The sequence below is a fragment of the Streptomyces sp. AMJ-169 genome (assembly GCF_055597585.1).
In genome coordinates, this window is sequence record NZ_JBVLTJ010000022.1 from 50,400 (window position 1) to 75,189 (window position 24,790).

At 69.6% G+C, this 24,790-nt stretch carries 18 protein-coding genes and 5 tRNA genes; 8 read left to right on the top strand and 15 right to left on the bottom strand.

Features of this window, described 5'->3' with window-relative positions; genetic code table 11:
• Nucleotides 1-82: 82 nt before the first annotated feature.
• The 5 genes from ACYUD3_RS35645 to ACYUD3_RS35665 form a co-directional block, all read right to left on the bottom strand.
• A tRNA-Lys gene (locus tag ACYUD3_RS35645) sits at nt 83-155 on the bottom strand.
• A gap of 94 nt (nt 156-249) precedes the next feature.
• A complete protein-coding gene (locus ACYUD3_RS35650; protein ID WP_470979656.1) occupies nt 250-1,749 on the bottom strand; it encodes an amino acid permease in 1,500 nt (499 codons plus the stop codon).
• 113 nt (nt 1,750-1,862) lie between these two features.
• Entirely contained in the window at nt 1,863-4,100 is a 2,238-nt protein-coding gene (locus ACYUD3_RS35655; RefSeq protein WP_470979659.1) for a DEAD/DEAH box helicase, read from the bottom strand.
• A 210-nt stretch (nt 4,101-4,310) separates the two neighbouring features.
• A complete protein-coding gene (locus ACYUD3_RS35660; protein ID WP_470979661.1) occupies nt 4,311-4,841 on the bottom strand; it encodes a hypothetical protein in 531 nt (176 codons plus the stop codon).
• Between the two features lie 116 nt (nt 4,842-4,957).
• Nucleotides 4,958-5,308 carry a metallopeptidase family protein gene (locus ACYUD3_RS35665; protein WP_470979664.1) on the bottom strand — a complete coding sequence of 117 codons (351 nt, stop codon included), beginning with the start codon at nt 5,306-5,308 and terminating at the stop codon, nt 4,958-4,960.
• A 158-nt stretch (nt 5,309-5,466) separates the two neighbouring features.
• On the opposite strand from ACYUD3_RS35665, the gene ACYUD3_RS35670 reads away from it, so the two are divergent.
• The 5 genes from ACYUD3_RS35670 (at nt 5,467) to ACYUD3_RS35690 (ending at nt 9,971) form a co-directional block, all read left to right on the top strand.
• Nucleotides 5,467-5,539 (top strand) — tRNA-Glu (locus tag ACYUD3_RS35670).
• Between the two features lie 40 nt (nt 5,540-5,579).
• Nucleotides 5,580-5,654, top strand: a tRNA-Asp gene (locus tag ACYUD3_RS35675).
• 25 nt (nt 5,655-5,679) lie between these two features.
• Nucleotides 5,680-5,753 (top strand) — tRNA-Phe (locus ACYUD3_RS35680).
• A 77-nt stretch (nt 5,754-5,830) separates the two neighbouring features.
• Nucleotides 5,831-9,817 carry an ATP-dependent RNA helicase HrpA gene (gene hrpA / locus ACYUD3_RS35685; RefSeq protein WP_470979667.1) on the top strand — a complete coding sequence of 1,329 codons (3,987 nt, stop codon included), beginning with the start codon at nt 5,831-5,833 and terminating at the stop codon, nt 9,815-9,817.
• A gap of 79 nt (nt 9,818-9,896) precedes the next feature.
• Nucleotides 9,897-9,971, top strand: a tRNA-Asp gene (locus tag ACYUD3_RS35690).
• Nucleotides 9,972-10,614: 643 nt separating this feature from the next.
• On the opposite strand, the gene bldC is transcribed toward ACYUD3_RS35690, so the two are convergent.
• Both bldC and ACYUD3_RS35700 read right to left on the bottom strand, forming a co-directional pair.
• The gene (gene bldC / locus ACYUD3_RS35695) at nt 10,615-10,821 is read right to left on the bottom strand and encodes a developmental transcriptional regulator BldC (RefSeq protein WP_003949541.1); all 207 of its coding nucleotides are present in this window, start codon (nt 10,819-10,821) and stop codon (nt 10,615-10,617) included.
• Between the two features lie 556 nt (nt 10,822-11,377).
• Nucleotides 11,378-12,220, bottom strand: coding sequence for a DUF8083 family protein (locus tag ACYUD3_RS35700; RefSeq protein WP_470979670.1), 843 nt, complete (start codon nt 12,218-12,220; stop codon nt 11,378-11,380).
• A gap of 218 nt (nt 12,221-12,438) precedes the next feature.
• Between ACYUD3_RS35700 and ACYUD3_RS35705 the strand changes: the two genes are divergently transcribed.
• Both ACYUD3_RS35705 and ACYUD3_RS35710 read left to right on the top strand, forming a co-directional pair.
• The gene (locus tag ACYUD3_RS35705; RefSeq protein ID WP_470979672.1) at nt 12,439-13,530 is read left to right on the top strand and encodes a Leu/Phe/Val dehydrogenase; all 1,092 of its coding nucleotides are present in this window, start codon (nt 12,439-12,441) and stop codon (nt 13,528-13,530) included.
• A gap of 294 nt (nt 13,531-13,824) precedes the next feature.
• Nucleotides 13,825-14,082 (top strand): DUF3073 domain-containing protein, encoded by a 258-nt coding sequence (locus ACYUD3_RS35710; RefSeq protein ID WP_470979675.1) that lies wholly within the window; start codon nt 13,825-13,827, stop codon nt 14,080-14,082.
• Nucleotides 14,083-14,149: 67 nt separating this feature from the next.
• On the opposite strand, the gene purM is transcribed toward ACYUD3_RS35710, so the two are convergent.
• From purM to ACYUD3_RS35730, 4 genes are all read right to left on the bottom strand, one after another.
• Nucleotides 14,150-15,217 carry a phosphoribosylformylglycinamidine cyclo-ligase gene (gene purM / locus ACYUD3_RS35715; RefSeq protein WP_470979678.1) on the bottom strand — a complete coding sequence of 356 codons (1,068 nt, stop codon included), beginning with the start codon at nt 15,215-15,217 and terminating at the stop codon, nt 14,150-14,152.
• A gap of 33 nt (nt 15,218-15,250) precedes the next feature.
• Complete coding sequence (purF, locus tag ACYUD3_RS35720) at nt 15,251-16,780, bottom strand: amidophosphoribosyltransferase (protein WP_470979681.1); 1,530 nt, start codon at nt 16,778-16,780, stop codon at nt 15,251-15,253.
• A 178-nt stretch (nt 16,781-16,958) separates the two neighbouring features.
• Nucleotides 16,959-17,759: a maleylpyruvate isomerase family mycothiol-dependent enzyme gene (locus ACYUD3_RS35725; protein ID WP_470979683.1), complete on the bottom strand. Its 801-nt coding sequence runs from the start codon at nt 17,757-17,759 to the stop codon at nt 16,959-16,961.
• Between the two features lie 90 nt (nt 17,760-17,849).
• Complete coding sequence (locus tag ACYUD3_RS35730) at nt 17,850-18,512, bottom strand: TetR/AcrR family transcriptional regulator (protein ID WP_470979686.1); 663 nt, start codon at nt 18,510-18,512, stop codon at nt 17,850-17,852.
• A gap of 96 nt (nt 18,513-18,608) precedes the next feature.
• Between ACYUD3_RS35730 and ACYUD3_RS35735 the strand changes: the two genes are divergently transcribed.
• Nucleotides 18,609-19,976: an MFS transporter gene (locus tag ACYUD3_RS35735; RefSeq protein WP_470979689.1), complete on the top strand. Its 1,368-nt coding sequence runs from the start codon at nt 18,609-18,611 to the stop codon at nt 19,974-19,976.
• Nucleotides 19,977-19,988: 12 nt separating this feature from the next.
• Here ACYUD3_RS35735 and ACYUD3_RS35740 read toward each other — a convergent pair whose 3' ends face one another.
• From ACYUD3_RS35740 to purS, 4 genes are all read right to left on the bottom strand, one after another.
• Nucleotides 19,989-20,858 (bottom strand): RpnC/YadD family protein, encoded by an 870-nt coding sequence (locus ACYUD3_RS35740; RefSeq protein ID WP_470979692.1) that lies wholly within the window; start codon nt 20,856-20,858, stop codon nt 19,989-19,991.
• Nucleotides 20,859-21,280: 422 nt separating this feature from the next.
• Complete coding sequence (purL, locus tag ACYUD3_RS35745) at nt 21,281-23,539, bottom strand: phosphoribosylformylglycinamidine synthase subunit PurL (protein ID WP_470979695.1); 2,259 nt, start codon at nt 23,537-23,539, stop codon at nt 21,281-21,283.
• Complete coding sequence (purQ, locus tag ACYUD3_RS35750) at nt 23,536-24,216, bottom strand: phosphoribosylformylglycinamidine synthase subunit PurQ (RefSeq protein ID WP_470979698.1); 681 nt, start codon at nt 24,214-24,216, stop codon at nt 23,536-23,538. Before purQ ends, purL begins: the two co-directional genes overlap by 4 nt.
• Nucleotides 24,213-24,476: a phosphoribosylformylglycinamidine synthase subunit PurS gene (gene purS, locus ACYUD3_RS35755; protein WP_470979701.1), complete on the bottom strand. Its 264-nt coding sequence runs from the start codon at nt 24,474-24,476 to the stop codon at nt 24,213-24,215. Before purS ends, purQ begins: the two co-directional genes overlap by 4 nt.
• Nucleotides 24,477-24,790 lie beyond the last annotated feature (314 nt).

A 24,790-nucleotide genomic window follows, 5' to 3' on the forward strand; every position in this document is an offset into this window, starting at 1 on the left:
GAACCCACCCGCCAGAGGAAGCGCACCCGGCCAGAAAACGAGCCCCCAGCTCATCGCTCGCGCTGAACTGGGGGCTCCTCGGTAGGCCGTGTGGGACTCGAACCCACAACCAATGGATTAAAAGTCCACTGCTCTGCCAATTGAGCTAACGGCCCGCGGCAAGACAGCCGGAGGCGAGCTTGCCACCCCGAGCATAGCTTCCCTCGGCCGGGTCGCCGATCGGGTATCCGCGACACGGCCGGAGCGGGGTCAGCGTTCGACGGGTTCGGGACGGTTTGCCGGGTCGGGGGACTTCAGGAACCAGTGCCGGGCCGACACCAGCCACCAGGCCGCCGCGAACCCGAGCACGGCGAGCACGGCGATCGGGGCGTAGTTGAAGTTCTCCCAGGTGACCGGGGAGAGCTGGGGCAGCATGAACAGGACCGTGATCACCCCGACCCACGCCACCGCGACCACCCCGACCGGCCGCGACCAGCGCCCCAAGTGCCAGGGCCCGCGCCGGAATTCGTCGCCTTTCAGCAACCGCAGCAGCGTCGGCACGACGTACGCGATGTACAGCCCGATCACCGCGATCGACGTCACGGCCGCGTACGCCGTCTCATTGATCAGATACGGCAGCCCGAGGACCAGCGCCCCGCCCGCCGCCAGCCAGACCGCGGCCACCGGGGTGCGGGTGCGCGGGCTCACCGTGTGCCACACCTTCGAGAACGGCAGCGCCCCGTCCCGCGAAAAGGCGTAGATCATACGGCTGTTGGCCGTCACCGACGCCATCCCGCAGAAGAGCTGGGCGCCGATCACCACCAGCAGCAGGAGCTTCCCGGCCGTCGCCCCGAGCGCGTCCAGCAGGATCTGCGCCGGCGGCGCGCCCGTCGGCGAGTTCAGCTCCTTGTCGTAGGACTGGATCGCGAACGTGAAGCCGAGCAGGAGGACGAAGCCGGCTATCCAGGACGTCCAGATCGAGCGGACGATGCCTTTCGGACCGGCCGTCGAGGCGTCGTGCGTCTCCTCCGTCATATGGGCGGAGGCGTCGTACCCGGTGAAGGTGTACTGCGCCATCAGCAGCCCCAGCGCGACCACGTAAATGCCGCTGCCCCAGCCGGTGTTGTTGACGAACTCGCCGAACACGAAGGACGCCGGCCGATGGTGGTCGGGGACGATCGCCAGCGCGCCGACGATCACGATCACACCGAGTACGTGCCACCAGACGCTGACGTTGTTGAGCAGCGCCACGATCCGCACGCCGAACGTGTTCAGCAAAGCGTGCAGCAGCAAAATCGCCGCGAAGAGCAGGATCGTACGGCCCGGCGTCACCTCGAAGCCGAACTGGAGGTTCAGATACGCGCCCAGGAACGAGGCCGCGCCGAAGTCGATACCGGCCGTCACCGCGACCTGGCCGAGGACGTTGAACCACCCCGTGAACCACGCCCAGGCCGCGGCCGACCCCGGCGGCGCCAGCCGGTGCGCCCAGAAGTACAGCCCCGCCGAGGTCGGGTACGCCGAGCAGATCTCGGCCATCGCGAGGCCGACGAAGAGGGTCATCAGGCCGACGGCGACCCAGCCCCAGGTGATCACGGCGGGCCCGCCGGTGTTCATCCCGAACGCGTACAGGGTCAGACAGCCGGACAGCACCGAGATGATCGTGAAGGACACCGCGTAGTTGGAGAACGCCGACATGCGGCGGGCGAGGACCTGCGTGTAGCCGAGCTGGGCCAGCCGCTCCTCGTCCGACAAATTCTCTTCATCTGTCATGTCCCCAGCGATGCCCAAGCAGGCCTCGTGACATGCGTCACAGGTGGGGATCGCGGGGGTAACGGAAAGGGCCCGTACGGGAGTTCCGTACGGGCCCTGTCCTACATCAGTGATCAGCCGTTGCGCTTCCAGCGCGGCTTGTCGTCACGGCGGCCGAACGACGAGGAGCCGGTGCCCCGGTGGTCGTCACGGCGGCCGAACGGACGGTCGTGGCTCGGCCGGTCGTGCCCGCCGGCGCGGAAGCCCGGACGGTCACCGCCGGGACGGTCGCCGCCCTGACGGTCACGGTTGAACGGACGGTCGCTGCCCCGGTGACCGGCGCGGTCGTCCCGGCGGAAGCCGCCGCGGTCGTCCCGGTTGAACGGGGGGCGCTCGCCGCCGCGGTCGTCACGACGGTCGCGGTTGAAGCCGCCACGGTCGCCGTCACGGCGCTCACCGCCGCGGTCGTCCCGGCGCTCGAAGCCGCGGCCGCCGCGGTCGTCACGGTTGTCGCGGTTGAACGGGCGGTCGTTGTCACGGCGCTCGAAGCTGCGGCCGCCACGGTCGCCACCGCGGTCGTCACGGCGCTCGAAACCACGGCCGCCACGGTCGTCACGACGCTCGTTGTCCCGGCGGAACCCGCCGCGGTCGTCACGCCGCTCGAAGCCGCGGCCACCACGGTCGCCGCCACGGTCGTCACGGCGGTCGCGGTTGAAGCCGCCCCGGTCGTCCCGGCGCTCGAAGCCACGCCCGCCCCGGTCGTCACGGCGAGGCCGCTCGTCCCGGTCCCGGCGCTCGTACGAAGCGGCCTCGGCGGCCGGCTTCTCGGCCGCCGCGACGGCCTCCTGGACCTCGGCGACGGCCTGCTCCTGGGCCTCGGCGACGGCCGCCTCCGGGTCCTCGCCGCGCTCACGGGCGGCGCGGGCGACGAGGCGGTCGGCCTCCTCGCGCAGCTCGCCGGCGCGGCGCTGGGCGCGCTCCAGCTGCTTGGTGAGGTGGGCGACGTCCCGCTCGGCCTGCTGCGCGGCGTTGCCCGCCGACTCGGCCTGGACCTCGGTCATCGACCGGGCGCCGGTGATCTCGGCGACCTCGGGCTCGAAGGCGCCGGCGCCCTGGATGATGTGGCGCGCGGCGTCGACGCCCGCGTCCTCCATCAGCCGGAAGATCTGCCGCCGCTGGTGCGGCAGCGAGAGGGAGACGACGGTGCCGGAGCGGCCCGCGCGGGCGGTACGGCCGGAGCGGTGCAGGTAGTCCTTGTGGTCGCCGGCCGGGTCCACGTTCAGGACCAGGTCGATGCCGTCGACGTGGATACCGCGCGCGGCGACGTCGGTGGCGACCAGGACGTTGACGTACCCGTCCTTGAAGTCGGCCAGCGTGCGGGTGCGCGCGCCCTGGGTCATGCCGCCGTGCAGCGCGTCCGCCTTCACGCCCGACTCGCGCAGCTGCTCGGCGACGCGGTCGGCGCCCAGCTGGGTGCGGACGAAGATGATCGTGCGGCCCTTGCGGGAGGCGATCGCGGCGGTGACCGGCGCCTTGTCCTTGGGCTTCACGATGAGGATGTGGTGGGACATCGTCGTGACGTTGCCCTGCGCGCTGTCGACCTCGTGCGTGACGGGGTTGCTCAGGTAGCGCTTGACCAGCGTGGAGATCTCGTTCTCCATCGTGGCGGAGAACAGCATCCGCTGGCCGCCGGCCGGGACCTGGTCGAGCAGCTCGGTGACCTCGGGCAGGAAGCCCAGGTCGGACATCTGGTCGGCCTCGTCGAGGACGGCGACCTCGACGTCCTCCAGGGAGCAGGCGCCCCGGTTGATGATGTCGCGCAGCCGGCCCGGGGTGGCGACGAGGACGTCGACGCCGCGCTCCAGGGCGTAGATCTGGTTGCCCATCGACGTACCGCCGCAGACGACCTTCATCTTCAGCCCGACGACGTCGCCGTAGGGCTGGAGGGCGTCCGCGACCTGCATCGCGAGCTCGCGGGTCGGGGTGAGGATGACGGCGCGGGGGCGCTTCTTCTCGGTCCGGCCGCCGGCCAGGCGGGCCAGCGTGGGCAGGCCGAACGACAGCGTCTTGCCGGAGCCGGTGCGCCCGCGGCCGAGGATGTCCTTGCCGAGCAGGGCGTCCGGGATGGTCGCGGCCTGGATCGGGAAGGGGGTCGTCACGCCGTTCTGCGCGAGCTTGCGGACGACGCCCTCGGGGAGCCCGAGGTCGCCGAAGGTGATGCCGGGAGCCTCGGGGGCCTCCTCGGCGACGGTCTCGTCGAGCTCGGTGTCGAGCTCGGTGTCGAGCTCGGTCTCTTCGGCGACGACGGCCTCGGCCACCTCGACCGTCTCTTCGGACTCGACGACGACCTGGTCAGAACTGGAAATGGACATGCGTATGCGAAACCTTCCGGAGTCTCGTCGGCACGCGCCCGTCAACTCCGTGATTTCGCATCACGACCGCCTCAATGCGGTCCGCCACGGCAAGGGAGAGTACGCGCCACACGGCGCGCTCTGCGTTGGCGCCGGGCAAATGGGATCAAACGATCTAACAGCTTACGCACCTCTTCCCCGAGAAGGCAAACCCGCCCTCATAACCGCAGGTCAGACGGGTACACCGGCCTGCGGAGCGGGCATTCTGTCGACCAGTTGGGGCGAGGTCTCCTCGTGCGCCGAGGACGACGGTTCGGCGACGGTGGGCTCCGGCGTCGGGGACGGCGGCTCGGGGGTGGGCGAGGGCGGCTCGGGGGTCGGCTGGGCGGGCTCGGAGGAGGCGGTGGGGTGGACCGGCGAGGGCTTCCCGGGCCCCGGCCTGCCGGGACCCGCCGGACCGGACGGCGAGGAGCTGGGCGCCCCGGAGACGGACGCCGACGGCGCGGCGGAAGTCCCGTCCGCGCCCTCGCCGCCCTCCCCCGGCTCGCCCTTCCCGTCCGCCCCGCCCCGCAGCGCCCCCTGCCCGTACCGCGCCCCGGACCCCGACTTCCCCCCGTCGGCCCCGCCCTCGCCGCGTTCCCCCGCCGAGTGCGACGGCTTGACCCGCCCCGCCCCGCCGTCCCCCACGCTCATGCACCCGGCAGCGGCGGCGACGACCAGCACCGAGGCGGCCAGACGGACGGAAACGCACAAGGGGCGCACAAGGGCCTCCGGTTGAGAGAGAGGAGTCACCCTGCCCAACTCCCGCCGCCCGGAGGAGGACACGCGCTACGACGGCCCAGAGCGCGCCCACGCCCGGTTCTTGGGGCGCCCCCGCCTCACCCGTACCCCAGCGCGTGCAGCCGCTCGTCGTCGATCCCGAAGTGATGCGCGATCTCGTGCACCACCGTCACCTCGGTCTCCGCCACGACCTCCGCCCGCGAGGCGCACATCCGCAGCGTCGGCCCCCGGAAGACCGTGATCCGGTCCGGCAGGACCCCGGCGTACCACTCACCCCGGTCGGTCAGCGGCGTCCCTTCGTACAGGCCCAGCAGCTCAGGATCGTCCGGCGGCGGTTCGTCCTCGACGAACACCGCCACGTTGTCCATCAGCCGCGTCAGCTCCGGCGGGATCCGGTCGAGCGCCTCCGCGACCAGCTCCTCGAACTCCTCGCGCGTCATCTCCAGCACACGGCCATTCTCCGGTACGACACCCCGCGCGCGCCGGTCCGCGCGCCCCTCGAAGTCCGCGCCGGTGAGGGCGGGGAAACCGTTTTGGCGATCCCTCCCCTCATCCCATATGCTTCTCACGTCCCCGACGCGCTGCGAAGCGCCCAGGCGGGCCGATAGCCCTCATCGTCTAGCGGCCTAGGACGCCGCCCTTTCAAGGCGGTAGCACGGGTTCGAATCCCGTTGGGGGCACGCAGTACGGTGTGCGAGAATTTCTCGCGCACAACAGCAAGGTCCTGTGGAGCAGTTTGGAGTGCTCGCCACCCTGTCAAGGTGGAGGCCGCGGGTTCAAATCCCGTCAGGACCGCTGAGGTTCACTCGCTGAACCTCGTGGCTGGGTAGCTCAGTTGGTACGAGCGATCGCCTGAAAAGCGATAGGTCGCCGGTTCGACCCCGGCCCCAGCCACAAGTGGCCCCCTCAGGGAACTGAGGGGGCTTTTTCACATGCGCCCGCGCCCCGCGGGATGAGATCCTGGATCGCGTATGTCTACGCAGCCTGCCCCCGCGTTCGGGCCCCTCGCCTCCCGTCTGACCGAACTGTCCTTGCGCGACGCGCATCGGCTCGGCCGGCGGCTGGAGGGCGCCCGGAAGATCCGCAAGCCGGAGGCGCGCACCGCCGTGCTGGCCGAGATCACGGCCGACGTCGAGAAGTGCGCCGCCGCCCTGGAGTCCCGCCGCACCCTCGTCCCCCCGGTCAGCTACCCGGAGCAACTCCCGGTCAGCCAGAAGAAGGACGACATCGCGGCGGCGATCCGCGACCACCAGGTCGTGATCGTGGCCGGCGAGACGGGCTCGGGCAAGACGACCCAGATCCCGAAGATCTGCCTGGAACTCGGCCGTGGCGTGCGCGGCATGATCGGCCACACCCAGCCCCGCCGGATCGCGGCCCGCACGGTCGCCGAACGCGTCGCGGAGGAGATCAACACGCCCCTCGGCGAGGCCGTCGGCTGGAAGGTCCGCTTCACGGACCAGGTCAACCAGGACTCCACCTTCATCAAGCTGATGACGGACGGCATCCTGCTCGCCGAGATCCAGACGGACCGCGAACTGCGCGCCTACGACACGATCATCATCGACGAGGCCCACGAGCGCTCCCTCAACATCGACTTCCTCCTCGGCTACCTCGCCCAGCTCCTCCCCAAGCGCCCCGACCTCAAGGTCGTCATCACCTCCGCGACCATCGACCCGGAACGCTTCTCCCGGCACTTCGGCGAGGCCCCGATCATCGAGGTCAGCGGCCGGACCTACCCGGTGGAGGTGCGCTACCGCCCGCTCCTGGAGGACGACTCGGAGGACGCCGACCGCGACCAGATCACGGCGATCTGCGACGCGGTGGAGGAACTCCAGAGCGAGGGACCCGGCGACATCCTGGTCTTCCTCTCCGGCGAACGGGAGATCAGGGACACGGCGGACGCGCTGGAGAAGAAGAAGTACAGACTCACCGAGGTACTGCCGCTCTACGCCCGCCTCTCGCACGCCGAACAGCACCGCGTCTTCCAGCAGCACACGGGCCGAAGGATCGTTCTGGCGACCAACGTCGCCGAGACCTCCCTCACCGTCCCCGGCATCAAGTACGTCATCGACCCCGGCTTCGCCCGCATCAGCCGCTACAGCCACCGCACGAAGGTCCAGCGGCTGCCGATCGAAGCGGTCAGCCAGGCCAGCGCCAACCAGCGCAAGGGCCGCTGCGGGCGGACCAGCGACGGCATCTGCATCCGTCTGTACTCCGAGGACGACTTCCTGACCCGCCCGGAGTTCACGGACGCGGAGATCCTGCGGACGAACCTGGCGAGCGTCATCCTCCAGATGACCGCGGCCGGCCTCGGCGACATCGAGAAGTTCCCGTTCATCGACCCGCCGGACCACCGCAACATCCGCGACGGCGTCCAGCTGCTGCAAGAGCTGAACGCGCTCGACGCGACCGAGAAGGACCCCCGCAAACGCCTCACGCCGACGGGCCGCAAACTCGCCCAGCTGCCGGTCGACCCGCGGCTGGCCCGGATGGTCCTGGAGGCCGAGCGCAACGGCTGCGCCCGCGAGGTCATGGTCATAGCCGCCGCGCTCTCCATCCAGGACCCGCGCGAGCGCCCGGCGGAGAAACAGGCGCAGGCCGACCAGCAGCACGCCCGCTTCAAGGACGAGACCAGCGACTTCCTCTCCTTCCTCAACCTGTGGCGGTACGTCCGCGAGCAGCAGAAGGAGCGCGGCTCGTCGTCGTTCCGCCGCATGTGCAAGCAGGAGTTCCTGAACTTCCTGCGCATCCGCGAGTGGCAGGACATCTATACGCAGCTGCGAACGGTCGCGAAGCAGATGGGCATCGAGCTCAACGAGCAGGACGCCGACGCCGACCGCATCCACGTCTCCCTGCTCGCCGGCCTCCTGTCCCACATCGGCATGAAGGACGTGAAGGAGAGCAAGGAGCAGCAGCCGGCGCGCAAGGAGAGCGGCCGGGGCGAGTATCTCGGCGCCCGCAGCGCCAAGTTCGCGATCTTCCCCGGCTCGGCCCTCTTCAAGAAGCCGCCGCGGTTCGTGATGTCCGCCGAGCTGGTGGAGACCTCCCGCCTCTGGGCCCGCGTCAACGCGCGGATCGAGCCCGAGTGGGTCGAACCCCTGGCCGAACACCTCCTGAAGCGCACCTACTCCGAACCGCACTGGGAGAAGGACCAGGCGGCGGTGCTGGCGTACGAGAAGGTCACGCTGTACGGCGTCCCGATCGTCGCCCAGCGCAAGGTGAACTACGGCCGCGTCGACGCCGAGGTCAGCCGCGAGCTGTTCATCCGCAACGCCCTGGTCGAGGGCGACTGGCGCACGCACCACAAGTTCTTCGCCGACAACCGCAAACTCCTCAGCGAGGTGGCGGAGCTGGAGCACCGCGCCCGCCGCCGGGACATCGTCGTCGACGACGACACGCTCTTCGACTTCTACGACGCCCGGGTCCCCGAACACGTCGTCTCCGGCGCCCACTTCGACTCCTGGTGGAAGCACAAGCGGCACGAGCAGCCGGAGTTCCTGGACTTCGAGCGGGAGATGCTCATCCGGGAGTCGGCGGAGGCGGTCACCAAGGCCGACTATCCCGACAGTTGGCGCCAGGGCCCGCTCAAGTTCCGCGTGACGTACCAGTTCGAGCCCGGCGCGGACGCGGACGGCGTGACCGTGCACATCCCGCTCCAGGTCCTGAACCAGGTCACGGACACCGGCTTCGACTGGCAGATCCCGGGCCTGCGCGAGGAGTTGGTGACGGAGCTGATCCGCTCCCTGCCGAAGCCGATCCGCCGCAACTACGTCCCCGCGCCCAACTTCGCACAACGCTTCCTGGACACGGCCGTTGCCCTCCAGGAGCCGCTGACGGCGTCCATGGCACGGGAGTTGAAGCGCATGGTCGGCGTCCCCTTCGAGGCGGACGACTTCGACTGGACCCGCGTCCCCGAGCATCTGCGGATCACCTTCCGGATCGTCGACGAGCGGCGCCGCAACCTCGCCGAGGACAAGGACCTCGAGGCGCTGAAACTCCGGCTGAAGCCGAAGGCGCGGCAGGCCCTGTCCAAGGTGGCCGCGGTCACCGCCGAGCGGGAGGGCGGCCAGTCCCTGGAGCGCGAGGGGCTGACCGACTGGACGATCGGTTCGCTGACCCGGGTCTTCGAGACGCGGCGCGCGGGGCAGCCGGTGAAGGCGTATCCGGCGCTGGTCGACGACGGCGACACCGTCTCCGTACGCCTCTTCGACACCGAGGCGGAGCAGCGGGAGGCGATGTGGAAGGGGACCCGGCGGCTGATTCTGCGCAACATCCCGGTGAACCCCGCAAAGTTCGCGTCCGAGAAGCTGACCAACGCGCAGAAGCTGGCGCTGTCGGCGAATCCGCACGGGACGATCCAGGCGCTGTTCGACGACTGCGCGATGGCCGCCGCGGACAAGCTGATCGGGGACTTCGGGGGGCCGGCGTGGGACGAGGAGTCGTTCCGGAAGCTGTACGACAAGGTGCGGGCGGAGATCGTCGACACGACCGTCAGGACGGTCGGGGCGGTCCAGCAGGTGCTCGCCGCCTGGCAGGCCGCTGAGCGGCGCCTGAAGGCCGTCTCCAGCCCCGCGCTGCTGGCCAACCTCACGGACGTCCGGCGGCAGTTGGACGCGCTGGTGCGGCCGGGGTTCGTGACGCAGGCGGGCATCCGGCGGCTCGGCGATCTGATGCGCTACCTGGTGGCCGTGGACCGCCGGCTCCAGCAGATGCCGACGAACGTCCAGCGGGACACCACGCGCATGGAGAAGGTCCATGAGATGCAGGACGAGTACGCCTGGCTCCTGGAGCAGCTGCCGCAGGGGCGGCCGACTCCGCAGTCGGTGCTGGAGATCCGCTGGATGCTGGAGGAGCTGCGGGTGAGCTACTTCGCCCACGCCCTGGGGACCGCGTATCCGATCTCCGACAAGCGCATCGTGAAGGCGATCGACGCGGAGGCTCCGGTAACGGCGAAGTGACAGAGGGTGAGTTGGCCCCGCACACCTCACCTCCTGTACAGTCCTACTCGCAGCCAGGGAACACCCCCTAGCAACACCTGGTCCTGTGGAGCAGTTTGGAGTGCTCGCCACCCTGTCAAGGTGGAGGCCGCGGGTTCAAATCCCGTCAGGACCGCAGCAAGAGAGGGCCCGCATCCCGCGAGGGAGAGCGGGCCTTCTTCGTGTCGGCCGAGAGATGCAGCCTCGCCCCAGGGGGAGCTGCCCGTAGGGCCCGGATCTCCCCGATCCGGGCCCCTTTGTGTTCCTGGCGGCCCCCTCCCCCTCCCGGCACCTTCAGAAGTCAGAGCCCCCACAGAGGTGCGTACAGGCGAGCGGGCGGGTAGGCATCCAACACGGTCGGCCCCCTCGGCCGCGCCCGGTGGAGGTCAACTCCTTTAGCTCACCCGGCGCTTGGGGTACAAGGGGCTTGCCGTGTGATGGGTGTCACCGGGGTTGTTCGGCGGAAGTCCGCTCTTACGGACCCCCTACAACCGGTCAATTTAATATGTGCAATTGCACTGACGCCGGACACCCTTCACAGCCGATCCGACAGGCCTCCCCAGAGTGCGACAAGGTCGCTCACAGAGCCCCCTGATACGCACGGCCGGCCACCCCCGCGCGCACAAAAAAGATCGCGCTGGACCCGGCGGAGTCCAACGCGATCGACGACGGCACCCGGTGGGCAAGGGTCCTGTTGGGGCAGGACCCACGTCGTGTGGAGCTATTGAGGGAGCATCACGGCTGGTGGGGGGACCGCCGAGATGTCCGGCCTACGGCGTTCAGGCCTCACTGCGCTGCTGCGGAATCCCCGCGAGCAACGCGCGGACCTCAGCCTCGCGGTAACGGCGGTGACCGCCGAGCGTACGGATGGACGTGAGCTTTCCGGCCTTCGCCCACCGCGTGACCGTCTTGGGGTCGACGCGGAACATGGTGGCGACCTCAGCCGGGGTCAGCAGCGGCTCGGCATCAGGGGTGCGAGCGGTCATGAGCGGCCTCCTCGGGAGAACCGAACCTTCTCGGTTCTTTCCTCTAAATTCTGCACCTTGACCCGCGTTGCCCGAAATGGCGGACGCGAGTCGAGTCGGTTATAGGACGAACGGCTTGTCCTCGGCACTACAACTACACCATCTGTCCAGCCGCGTCGGCCAAACCGATGGAATTGCCCTCCCAGGTAGTCATCAGCCGCGGAAGCCGACGGACCACTCCATAGCGGACAGTCACGCCACTGTGACGATCAGTCACAGTGGCGATCAGGAGTCACGAGACCCCCCAAAGCATGTAATGCTGAGAAAGAGCCTCCCCCGGGCTCCTTGTCCTATTTTGGCACGAGGAGCGGCAAGGGATGCAAGGGCCGGGTAAGTGCAATCTGTCACGCTTGACACGAAAGCCCGGATCAGGACCAACGTCCCGCCGGTTCCTGTCAGTTCCCGAACCTCAGGACGAAGTACGGCAGACCGTACGCTGTTCGACAACGTTCGAGCCGTGATCTACGTCACTTTTGATGCCGCGTCAGTCACATTAAACGCCCTGTTAACAGGAACTTCAGTTCGCTGACCTGCGACCACGCACCGCTCGCCACCGTTCGGCGAGCTTCCCGTACGCCTCCCCGGCGGCCTTCCCGTCGCCCCGCCGCAGCGCCTCCAGCCCGGCGGCGACGTCCGCCGCGGAGTGATCGTCCGCCAAGTCCCCGGCGGCCAGCGTGTGCACGAGCCCCCCGTAGTCCAGCTCGACCACCGACCGGGGATGGAACTCCTCCAGCCAGCGCCCCACCTCGGTCACCCCGTCGACCAGCGGGCTGTCGTCGACCGCGCCGCGCAGCGCCCGCAGCCCGCGCGCCACCCGCCGCCGCGCCTGCACCATCGGCGTGCGGTAGCGCAGCAGCGGCGGCTCCTGGCCGCGCCCCTCCTCGTAGCGCCGCTCCTCGTCCGCGACCAGCACGAACCAGCTCAGCGGCACCTCCCAGGTCGCCGTACGGATCCACGGCCGCGCGTCCGGGTTGCGCTCCCGCCAGCGCTCGTAGTCCTGCGCCGCCTGGGCCCGTACGACCTCCGGGAGGGCCGCGTCGAGCAGCGGGCGGGGCAGTTCGCCCTCGACGGCCGCGAGGGCCTGCCAGCCGCGCAGGCGGGTGCGCCAGGGGCACACGCACACGACCCCGCCGGCCTCGATGACGAACGCGTCCGCGCTCTCGTGCACCGGCACCGCGACCGGCGGCGTCGGCAGCAGGTCGGCCAGGGAGCGGCGCAGCTCGTCCTGGTAGGACGGCCGGCCGGGTTTCCTGGCGTACCGCGCCCAGTGCGCGCGCTCGGGCTCCGGGAAGGCGGCCAGCGGTTCGTAGACGCGCAGATAGGCCGCGTACGGGACGCTCACCGAGGACACCTTGGGCACGCCTGCTCCCTCCCCCGCCGCTCGGACGGGAAACCTGCCGAAGCCGGTCACGGACGGCCCGTAAGACGTGCAAATCGTCGCACGTGTGTACTCGGTGGGGGCGTGATCCCGAACACCGCCCCGCAGGTGGCCGAATCCGTTCTACGCTCGTTCCAAGGGCCCCCCACCTCCACGGGCCCCCAGGCCCAACCGCCGCTAGTTACCTGGGAGTCACCACCGTGACCGACGTATCAGCCGGCGTCCTGCGCACCCTGTTCCACTCCGACCAGGGTGGCCATGAGCAAGTCGTGCTCTGCCAGGACCGCACCACCGGCCTCAAGGCCGTGATCGCCCTCCACTCCACCGCCCTGGGCCCCGCCCTCGGCGGCACCCGCTTCTACCCGTACGCCGACGAGGAAGCCGCCGTCGCCGACGCGCTGAACCTCGCGCGCGGGATGTCGTACAAGAACGCCATGGCCGGTCTGGACCACGGCGGCGGCAAAGCCGTGATCATCGGGGACCCCGAGCGGGACAGGACCGAGGAACTGCTGCTCGCCTACGGGCGGTTCGTGGCCTCGCTCGGCGGGCGGTACGTCACCGCGTGCGACGTCGGGACGTACGTCGCGGACATGGACGTCGTCGCCCGTACCTGCCGCTGGACGACCGGCCGCTCCCCCGAGAACGGCGGCGCCGGCGACTCCTCGGTGCTCACCGCGTTCGGCGTCTACCAGGGCATGCGGGCCAGCGCGCAGCACCTGTGGGGCGATCCGTCCCTGCGCGGGCGGCGGATCGGGGTCGCCGGGGTCGGCAAGGTCGGCCACCACCTCGTGGAGCACCTCCTGGCGGAGGGCGCCGAGGTCGTCGTCACCGACGTCCGCGCGGACGCCGTGCGCCGGGTCCAGGACCTCGGTACGCGGGTCCGGGCGGTCGCGGACACCGGGGAGCTGATCCGGACGCCGGGGCTCGATGTGTACGCGCCCTGCGCGCTCGGCGGGGCGCTGGACGACGAGACCGTGCCCGCCCTGACCGCTCAGGTCGTCTGCGGGGCCGCCAACAACCAGCTCGCCCATCCCGGGGTCGAGAAGGACCTGGCCGACCGGGGGGTGCTGTACGCGCCGGACTACGTCGTCAACGCGGGCGGGGTGATCCAGGTCGCCGACGAGCTGCACGGGTTCGACTTCGCGCGCTGCAAGGCGAAGGCGGCCGGGATCTTCGACACCACGCTGGCGATCTTCGCACGTGCGAAGTCGGACGGGATTCCGCCGGCCGCCGCGGCGGACCGGATCGCCGAGCAGCGGATGCAGGACGCGGCCCGCGCGCGCGGCTGGTGATCTTCCCTCGCGGGGGGTGCGCGGTACCGCCGGGAGGAAAGTTGGAGAGAACTCTCACTCTTCCCGGCGGGTCGCCTGCCAATAAGTGGTTAAAATCGCCACTGACCAGCGAGGACAGGGCGCCTCGTGGGTTCTGGGCGCATGTGCCTACGACGGGCGACGTACCGTATGGGTGTGGGCTCAGGTACCGTGGGAGCCCTACGGACCGGCCTCTCCACGGAGAGTCCGTTCTGGATCATGAACGCGTGTCAAGACTCTGGGGCCGTCGAGCCTCGTCGTTAAGGGGGTCGAGCCATGGGGCGCGGCCGGGCCAAGGCCAAGCAAGCGAAGGTCGCCCGCCAGCTGAAGTACAACAGCGGCGGCGGGACAGATCTCTCACGCCTGGCTGAAGAGCTGGGCACATCGCCATCCAACGTGCCGCCGAATGGCGAGCCGTTCGAGGACGATGAGCAGGATGACGACCCGTACGCCCGGTACGCCGAGCTGTACGGGGACGATGAGGACGACGGCGATGCGCCGTCGTCCCAACAACAACACCGTCGCGGCGCTTGACCTCGCGTTGAGTCTTCACCCGGTCAGTGATTTACCTCACTGACCGGGTTTGCTGCTGCTTCGGGCGTTACGCGTAGTCGCCGACCAGTTCCGCACCCGACGGGTGCGTACCGCGGTCGGTGATCTCGCCCGCGACCCACGCCTCGACCCCGCGGTCCGCCAGCGTTGCCAACGCAACGTCCGTGGACTCCTCGGGGACGACGGCGATCATGCCCACGCCCATGTTCAGGGTCTTCTCCAGCTCCAGGCGGTCCACCGAGCCGGTCTTGCCGACCAGGTCGAAGATCGGGGCCGGGGTCCAGGTGGAGCGGTCGACCACGGCGTGCAGGCCGTCCGGGATCACGCGGGCCAGGTTGGCCGCGAGACCGCCGCCGGTGATGTGGGAGTAGGCGTGGACGTCCGTCGTCCGCAGCAGCGCCAGGCAGTCCAGGGAGTAGATCTTCGTGGGCTCCAGCAGCTCCTCGCCCAGCGTGCGCCCCAGCTCCTCCACCCGGCTCTCCAGGGCCAGCCCGGCCTGGTTCAGCAGGACGTGGCGGACCAGGGAGTACCCGTTGGAGTGAAGGCCCGAGGCGGCCATGGCGACGACCGTGTCACCCGTGCGGATGCGATCGGCGCCGAGCAGCCGGTCGGCCTCGACGACGCCCGTGCCCGCGCCGGCGACGTCGAAGTCGTCCTCGCCCAGCAGACCCGGGTGCTCGGCCGTCTCGCCGCCGACCAGGGCGCAGCCGGCGAGGACGCAGCCCTCGGCGATGCCCTTGACGATCGCGGCGACCCGCTCGGGGTGCACCTTGCCGACGCAGATGTAGTCGGTCATGAACAGGGGCTCGGCGCCGCAGACCACGATGTCGTCCATGACCATGGCGACGAGGTCGTGCCCGATGGTGTCGTACACGCCCATCCGGCGCGCGATGTCGACCTTGGTGCCGACGCCGTCCGTGGCGGAGGCGAGCAGGGGGCGGTCGTACCCCTTCAGCGCGGAGGCGTCGAAGAGGCCCGCGAAGCCGCCGAGGCCGCCGAGGACCTCGGGGCGCTCGCTCTTCTTCACCCACTGCTTCATGAGTTCTACGGCGCGGTCGCCCGCCTCGATGTCGACGCCGGCCGCCGCGTAGGAGGCACCGGGGTTCGTCTCAGCCATTGCCTTGGGGTCTTTCGGGTTGATGATCGGGGCTCACGGGCGACGGATCGCGTCGACGGCGGCCGGGGCGGCCGTACCGGCCGCCAGTTCGGTCTCCAGGAGCTGCTTGCCCAGCAGCTCGGGGTCCGGGAGCTCCATCGGGTACTCGCCGTCGAAGCAGGCGCGGCAGAGGTCCGGCTTGGCGATCGTGGTCGCCTCGATCATGCCGTCGGTGGAGATGTAGGCGAGGGAGTCGGCGCCCAGGCTGGTGCCGATCTCGTCGATGGTCATGCCGTTGGCGATCAGCTCCGCGCGGGTGGCGAAGTCGATGCCGAAGAAGCAGGGCCACTTCACGGGGGGCGAGGAGATCCGGATGTGGACCTCCGCCGCGCCCGCCTCGCGGAGCATCCGGACGAGGGCGCGCTGGGTGTTGCCGCGGACGATGGAGTCGTCGACGACGACCAGCCGCTTGCCCTTGATGACGTCCTTCAGCGGGTTCAGCTTGAGCCGGATGCCGAGCTGGCGGATGGTCTGGGAGGGCTGGATGAAGGTCCGGCCGACGTAGGCGTTCTTCACCAGGCCGCTGCCGAAGGGGATGCCGGAGGCCTCGGCGTAGCCGATCGCGGCCGGCGTGCCCGACTCCGGGGTCGCTATGACGAGGTCGGCCTCGGCCGGCGCCTCGGCGGCGAGCTTGCGGCCCATCTCCACGCGGGCGGCGTAGACGTTGCGCCCGGCGATGTCGGTGTCGGGGCGGGCCAGATAGACGTACTCGAAGACACAGCCCTTGGGCTTCGCATCCGCGAATCGGGAGGTGCGCAGGCCGTTCTCGTCGATGGCGACGAACTCGCCGGGCTCGATCTCGCGGACGAAGCTGGCGCCCGTGATGTCGAGGGCGGCGGTCTCCGAGGCGACGACCCAGCCGCGCTCGAGCCGGCCCAGCACCAGCGGGCGGATGCCCTGCGGGTCGCGGGCGGCGTAGAGGGTGTGCTGGTCCATGAAGGTCAGCGAGAAGGCGCCGCGGACCTTCGGGAGCACCGCGTGGGCGGCCTCCTCGATGGTCATCGGCTCGCCGTTCTCCTTGACCTGCGCGGCGAGCAGCGCCGTCAGCAGGTCGGTGTCGTTGGTCGCCGCGACGCGCGGCGTCCGGCCGCCCTCGGGCTTGGGCAGGTCGGCGACCATCTCGGCGAGCTGGGCGGTGTTGACCAGGTTGCCGTTGTGACCGAGCGCGATCGAGCCGTGCGCGGTGGCGCGGAACGTCGGCTGGGCGTTCTCCCAGACGGAGGCGCCGGTCGTCGAGTAGCGGGCGTGACCGACCGCGATATGCCCCTGGAGCGAACCGAGGGACGTCTCGTCGAAGACCTGGGAAACGAGCCCCATGTCCTTGAACACGAGAATCTGGGAGCCGTTGCTGACCGCGATTCCCGCGGATTCCTGGCCCCGATGCTGGAGGGCGTAGAGCCCGAAGTAAGTGAGCTTGGCGACCTCTTCGCCGGGAGCCCAGACCCCGAAGACGCCGCATGCGTCCTGGGGGCCCTTCTCGCCGGGGAGCAGATCATGACTGAGTCGTCCGTCACCACGTGGCACGGCACCGAGTGTAGGCGAGGTCGACCACTGGTCCGAATTGGGGATACCCGCAGGCGGGCTGCGGTTTTTGGATTTCCCCTGGTCACAGCGGTGAACTCCGGCTCGCGACCGCCTTGTTGGCACATGGATGAGTGAGGTGTCGCACACCTTTTGTGGTTTACGACATACCAGGCGCCGTCTATGCCATGACCGGCAGGAGTCCGGCGAGGTCGGCCCGCTCCCCGCTGGCGCTGACCTTGGCCTGGTCGATGGCGTCGGCCCAGGTCAGCCGCCCGGTGGCGAGTCTCAGCCAGGTCAGCGGGTCGGTCTCGACGACGTTCGGCGGGGTGCCCCTCGTGTGCCTCGGCCCCTCGACGCACTGCACCACCGCGAACGGCGGCACCCGTACCTCGGTCGCGCCGCCGGGGGCCTTTCGTGCGAGGGCGTCCGCGAGGAGGCGGGTGGTGGTGGCGAGGCACTGGCGGTCGTACGGGATGTCGAGTTCCGGGAGGGCCGCGTTGAGGTCGTCGGTGTGGACGGTCGTCTCCACGGCGCGGGTGACCATGAAGTCGCCGAGGGGGAGGGCGCCGAAGATCGTTTCGAGGAGGCGGGTCGGGGGGTGTGCGGCGAGGGCTTCTCGCAGTTCGCGGTCGACGGCGGCGAGGTAGGAGGGGAGGTCGTCCGTGTGCCGGTCGGTGGCCTTTCGGGTGTAGCCCGCGATGTCGGACGATCTCTCGGCGGTGGTCGCGGGCCAGTCCAGGGCGGTGCTGTTCTGCCGCGCGGGGGGCGGGGTGGCGAGGCTGCGGGGGACGGCGGTGAGGACCATGCCGATGTGCGCGACGAGTTCGCGGACCGTCCAGTCGCCGAGGCGGGTGGGGGTGGCGAGCTGGGCGGGGGTGAGGTTGGTCACGGCGGTGCGGAGGTGGGTGAGTTGAGTGAGGACGGCGGTCTGGGTTTTGGCGGGGTCGTAGGCGCGGGGGCGTTTTCGGGGTGGGGGCATGGGGGGGAGCTTAGGGGGGTTGGGGGTGGGGGTTCAGGGGGTTATCGGGGAGGGGGTCCGGGGGAGCCGAGGGGGGAATTCCGGGGGGAGTCAGTGCCTCACCGCGTATCCGCCCAGCCCGTTCTCGATGAACGTGAACGCCTGGTCCGCGCGGGCGGTCGCCTCCCTCGCCACCTCCTCCACCGTCTCCCCCGCGTCGATCCGGCGGTGGTGCTCCTCCACCAGCGCGTTGCGGGTCGCCGTCAGTGTCGCGGCCGTGATCAGCGCCAGCGTCCCGTCGCCCGTCTCCCGCGCGAGGAGGTCCGCCAGTTCGCGGGCGCCGCGTTCCGAGGCGATGTACGCGCGCTCCTTCAGGACCGGCGTGCTCATCACCACCTCCCGGACCCGGCGGGCGAACGGCTCCGCGTGGAGGCCGACGGACGGTTCGCGGGACTCGATCATCGCCAGGAACTGCCGGCGTACGGCGGCCACGGCGGACTCGCCGGGCGCGCGGTCGCGGACCGCGCGGGCCGGGTCGGCGAAGTGGTCCTCCATCGGCTTGAAGACCAGGTCCTCTTTGCTGCCGAAGTAGTTGAAGACGGTCATCTTCGAGACGTCGGCGGCGGCGGCGATCTCCTGGACGGAGACGGCTTCGAAGCCCTTCTCCGCGAAGAGGGCGATCGCGGTGCGGTGGATGCGGAGGGCGGTCTGTGCCTTCTTGCGTTCGCGCAGGCCCGTCGTCTCGGTCCGGTTCTCGCGGTCGGGGTGGGGCATGGTTCGACCGTACCAAGGCGAAGTTTGAGCCGGGATGAATCATGGGCCGGGATTAAAGATTGACCGAGTACATCTTCACCGTTCATGCTGTCCGCCATGACCGAGACCCAGCGCAAGATCGGCCTGCTCGTCTGCCTCGTCACGATCGTCCTGGCCGTCCTGGACGCGCAGATCGTGTCGGCGGCGACGGTCCCGATCGTCAGAGACCTCGACCCCGCGCACGGACTGGAGAAAGTCCCTTGGCTGGTCAGCGCGTTCGCGCTGGCGTCGGCGGCGGTGCTGCCGCTGTACGGGAAGCTGTGCGACACGTACGGCGCGAAGCGGGTGTTCCTCGCGGCGGTCGGCAGCTTTCTGGCGGGGTCGGTGCTGTGCGGCGCCGCCGGGACGATCGACCAGTTGATCGCCGCGCGGGCCGTACAGGGTGTCGGGGCCGGCGGGCTGCTCAGCGTCACGATGGTCGTGATCGCCCAGTTGCGGGGGCCCGGTGAGCGGGATGCCCGGAGCGCCGGCACGGCAGGGGTCGTGTCCGGGGGCGGGATGGCGCTCGGGCCGTGGGTGGGCGGGCTGCTCGCGGATCATGCCGGCTGGCGGTGGATCTTCTTCGTCAACCTGCCGCTGGGGGTCGCGGTTCTCGCGGGGGCGGCGTACGCGGTGCGGCTGCCGGCCGGGGGGAGGCGGGCGCGGGTCGACGTACTCGGTGCGGTGCTCGGCGCGCTGTTCTCCAGTGGGCTGCTGCTGATCGCCGAGTGGGGTGGGGAGCGGTACGGCTGGACGTCCCCGCAGGTCGTCGCGCTGGCGGTGGGGACGGTCGGTGCGCTGGCCCTCTTCCTCCTGCGGCAGCGGCGGGCCGCCGATCCGGTGCTGCCGTTGTCGCTGTTCCGGGTGGCCGCGCTGCGGTGGGGGTTCGTGTATCAGGCGCTGATGGGGGCCGGGTTGGTGTGCGTCCTCTATTACGTGCTCGTGTATGTGCAGGTCGAGCGGGGGGTGAGCAGTTCCGCGGCGGGGCTGTTCCTGTTGCCGATGGCCGTGGGGATGGGGGTGTCGGGGTATGCGGCGGGGAGGCTGGCGGAACGGGGGGTGCGGGAGCGGACGTTCATCCTCGCGGGTTCGACGACGGCCGTGGTGGCCTTCCTCTGCCTGTCATCCCTGACTCCCCACACCTCCCTGTGGTGGCTCCGTGCAACTCTCTTCCTGATGGGCCTGGCGTTCGGCCAACTGATCGGCCAGTCAATCCAGTTGATCCAGGAAGCGGCACCCCCCGACCAGTTGGGCGTGGCGACGACCGCGTCCCGCCTGTTCCAGACCCTGGGGACGGCGCTGGGGGCGGCGGGTTTCGGGGCGCTGTCCGGGAGTTCGGCGTTCTTGGGCGGGGCTGGGGTGATGGCCGCGGGGGCGCTGGTCGCGCTGAGGTTGCCGGGCACGCGGGGGGTTGCGGGGGGCGTGCCCGGGGTGGCGGTGCGGTGAGGTGAGGTGAGGTCAGGCGGCCGGGGTGTCTTCGGGGCCCTCGGAGCCCTCGGAGCCTTCGGGGCCTTCGGCGAAGAGGTCGGCGACGCTGGCGGCGGTGATGGCCCGGTCGAACCAGCGGCTCAGGACGTCGGGGTCGGTGCAGGAGGTGATCCGCTCACGCGCGGCGGCGGGGAGGGGTACCTGGTTGTGGTCCAGCAGCCGGAGAATGTTCTCCGCCTGAGTCGCGGCCGAGCCTTGCGACCGCCCTTGCTCGCGGCCTTCCTCGCGGATTTCTTCCGAGAGCGGGGAGACGAAGAACGAAGTGTCGATGGCCACTAGCTTCCTCCAGTACTTTGCGAATGGGCCTCGGCCCAGGCCTTGAGCGGTGAGTTCGACGAAGTGTCCTGCTGCTGTCTCGTTGTGTTCCTGTAGGTCCCGCAGAGCGGACACCAGAGCATCCAGTATGGCCTGGATCTCCGGGTCGCCCTGGTGGAGGATCGCGGACAGGACAGTCATCGGGATGTCCCGGGCCACCTGCTCGGGGGTGGTGTAGGCAGGGATGCTGTTCGGGCCCAGGACGATGGGGTGCAGGGTGAGGGAGGTCCATCCCTTCGGGCCGATGTGGAAGGGGCCGGTGGCCCATTCGGCGGTGGCGCGGTCCTCGCAGACGACGACCAGGACCGGCGGAATCTTGCGCTTGGAGTAGAGGTAGCTGAGGTAGTAGGCCCAACTGGCCGACTTGTCCTCGTCCTTCTTGCGTTGCGCCTCCACGACCAGGAGGTACTCCTCGCTGTCCGCGGTGCGGATATGCAGCAGGCTGTCCACCCGCCGCTCCAGCGGATCGGTCTCACTGACCTCGGGCGACAGCTCTTCGCTGTGCGTGACATCGGCGAAGTGCATACCGTTCAGTCTGGCGACGCGTACGAAGAGACCGGGATCCTCCCTGATGATCCGGTGCATCGCCTCGTGCGGGGAACTGACCATGTGGCGTCGGGGCCTCTCGTCGGGCATAGCGGTGCCGTGCAGCCCGTACGGGGCTGGGCACTCGCTGTGATTGCCGCGAGCATATGACCGCGCCTAGGTGAGTTATGAGCTAAGTGGGTGATATCCACCCGTACGAGTGAGCGACTGGCGATGATGTGACGAGGTGTCTGGTGTGGAGCTGCGGGGGCGTCAGGGACGCCTCTTCGGCGGTGAAGGTGACTGGTTCGCCGGGGGTTGGTGTAGGGGGCTGTGTGGGCATTCCCCCCCCCGGGCCGGCCCGTGAACGAGGTCGGTCCCGCCCCCGTGGGCAAGAGGGGGCGGGACCGTAAAAGAACCAGCTACGCCAGCAGTGCGGGGATCGTTGCCTCGTGGGACTCTCGCAGTTCCGCCAGCGGCAGGCTGAACTCTCCCTGGAGTTCCACCTCCTCGCCGTCCACCACGCCGATCCGCGTCGCCGGAAGGCCCCTCGCGCCGCACATGTCCGTGAAGCGGAGCTCCTCCGAGCGCGGGACCGCCACCACCGCGCGGCCCGCCGACTCCGAGAACAGGAACGTGAAGGCGTCCAAGTCGTCGGGGACTACCAGGCGCGCGCCCTTCCCGCTCAGCAGCGCCGACTCCACCACCGCCTGGATCAGGCCGCCGTCGGAGAGGTCGTGCGCCGAGTCGATCATGCCGTCGCGGGACGCGGAGATGAGGATGTCCGCCAGCAGGCGCTCACGGTCCAGGTCGACCTTCGGGGGCAGTCCGCCGAGGTGGTCATGGATGACCTGGCTCCACGCCGACCCGCCGAACTCCTCACGGGTGTCGCCCAGCAGATAGAGAAGGTGGCCCTCCTCCTGGAAGGCGACCGGCGTGCGGCGGGCGACGTCGTCGATCACGCCCAGCACCGCCACCACCGGCGTCGGGTGGATGGCGACCTCACCCGTCTGGTTGTACAGCGAGACATTGCCGCCCGTGACCGGCGTCCCCAACTCCAGGCAGGCGTCGGCCAGTCCACGGATCGCCTCGGCGAACTGCCACATCACCGCCGGGTCCTCGGGCGAACCGAAGTTCAGGCAGTCCGACACCGCGAGCGGCTTCGCGCCGGTCGTCGCCACGTTCCGGTACGCCTCCGCCAGCGCCAGCTGCGCGCCCGCGTACGGGTCCAGCTTGGCGTACCGGCCGTTGCCGTCCGTCGCGATCGCCACGCCGAGGCCGGTCTCCTCGTCGATGCGGATCATCCCGGAGTCCTCGGGCTGCGCGAGCACCGTGTTGCCCTGCACGAAGTGGTCGTACTGAGAGGTGATCCACTTCTTCGACGCCTGGTTGGGCGACGCGACCAGCTTCAGCACCTGCTCGCGCAACTCCGCGCCCGTGGAAGGCCGTTCGAGCTTCGCCGCGTCGTCCGCCTGGAGGGCGTCCTGCCACGAGGGGCGCGCGTACGGGCGCTCGTACACCGGGCCGTCGTGCGCGACCGTGCGCGGGTCGACGTCCACGATCTTGCCGCCGTGCCAGAAGATCTCCAGCCGGTCGCCGTCCGTCACCTCGCCGATGACCGTCGCGATGACGTCCCACTTCTCGCAGATCGCCAGGAAGCGGTCGACCTTCTCCGGCTCGACCACCGCGCACATGCGCTCCTGCGACTCGCTCATGAGGATTTCCTCAGGGGAGAGAGTGGAGTCGCGCAGCGGTACGTCGTCCAGGGTCACGCGCATGCCGCCGGAGCCGTTCGACGCCAGCTCCGAAGTCGCGCAGGACAGGCCCGCCGCGCCCAGGTCCTGGATGCCGACGACCAGCTTCTCCGCGAACGCCTCCAGCGTGCACTCGATGAGCAGCTTCTCCTGGAAGGGGTCACCGACCTGTACCGCCGGACGCTTGCTCGGCTTCGCATCGTCAAAGGTCTCGGACGCCAGGATCGACGCGCCGCCGATGCCGTCGCCGCCCGTCCGGGCCCCGTACAGGATGACCTTGTTGCCCGCGCCCGACGCCTTCGCGAGGTGGATGTCCTCGTGCCGCATGACACCGATCGCGCCCGCGTTGACCAGCGGGTTGCCCTGGTAGCAGGCGTCGAAGACGACCTCGCCGCCGATGTTCGGCAGCCCCAGGCAGTTGCCGTAGCCGCCGATGCCCGCGACCACGCCCGGCAGGACCCGCTTGGTGTCGGGGTGGTCGGCCGCGCCGAAGCGCAGCGGGTCGACGACCGCGACCGGGCGCGCGCCCATCGCGATGATGTCGCGGACGATCCCGCCCACGCCGGTCGCCGCGCCCTGGTAAGGCTCCACGTACGACGGGTGGTTGTGCGACTCCACCTTGAACGTCACCGCGTAGCCCTGGCCGACGTCCACCACGCCCGCGTTCTCGCCGATGCCGACCAGCAGCGCGTCGGACCGCGGGGCCTTCTCGCCGAACTGGCGCAGGTGGACCTTGGAGGACTTGTAGGAGCAGTGCTCGGACCACATCACCGAGTACATCGCCAGCTCGGCGCCGGTCGGGCGGCGGCCGAGGATCTCGACGACCTTCTCGTACTCGTCCTTCTTCAGGCCGAGTTCGGCCCAGGGCAGCGCGACGTCGGGGGTCGCGGCCGCGTTCTCGACCGTGTCCAGAGGCGTGCGGCTCATGCGTTGACCAGCTTCTTGAGGATCGACGTGAAGAAGGGGAGACCGTCAGTGCGCCCCGACCCGATCAGCGGCTCGACCGCGTGTTCGGGGTGGGGCATGAGGCCCACGACGTTGCCGGCGGCGTTGGTGATGCCGGCGATGTCGTTCAGCGAACCGTTCGGGTTGAAGTCGACATACCTGAAAGCGACTCGCCCCTCCGCCTCCAGTTCATCCAGCGTGTACTGGTCGGCCACGTACCGGCCGTCCATGTTCTTCAGCGGGATGTGGATCTCCTGCCCCGCCTCGTAGTCGGCCGTCCACGCCGTGTCCGCGTTCTCGACGCGCAGCTTCTGGTCGCGGCAGATGAAGTGCAGGTGATCGTTGCCCAGCATCCCGCCCGGCAGCAGGTGCGCCTCGGTCAGGATCTGGAAACCGTTGCAGATGCCGAGGACGGGCAGGCCCGCCTTCGCCTGCTCGATGACCGTCTCCATGACCGGGGAGAAACGGGAGATGGCGCCGGCGCGGAGATAGTCGCCGTAGGAGAAACCGCCGGGGAGGACGACCGCGTCGACCTGGTGGAGGTCCTTGTCCTTGTGCCAGAGGGCGACCGGTTCGGCGCCGGCGAGGCGGATCGCGCGCTGGGTGTCGCGGTCGTCGAGGCTGCCGGGGAAAGTGACGACGCCAATACGAGCGGTCACTTCACGGCCTCCGCGACTTCTTCGACGCGTACCGTGAAGTTCTCGATCACGGTGTTGGCGAGGAAGGATTCCGCAAGATCACGGATGCGGTCGAGGGCGGCCTCGTCCACTGGTCCGTCAACTTCCAGTTCGAATCGCTTTCCCTGCCGTACATCCGAGATCCCGGCGAAACCCAGGCGCGGCAGTGCGCGCTGCACCGCCTGGCCCTGGGGGTCGAGGATCTCCGGCTTGAGCATGACGTCGACCACGACGCGTGCCACTGGTACTCCCGGTGTTGGTGCTGAGCTGGTTCCTACAGTGCGTTCAGACTACCCGTACAAAATTTCTACGCGGGTAGACTTGTAGGAAGGCACAAGCCTGGGATCACGATCACGCATCGGAGCGGCGGGTTCAGGAAAATTAAGGGAAAGATCCTCGATCAGTCCCCGGCAAGTATTGCGCGGCGGACACGCGGAAGGATTTAGTCGGCTTCACTTTTTATTGCCAAGCACTGTACAAATGAATTGGCAATAGCCGATACTCGACATGTCATCGGGCGCGCACTGCTGTGCTGTATGGCATGCCATCTGAAGGG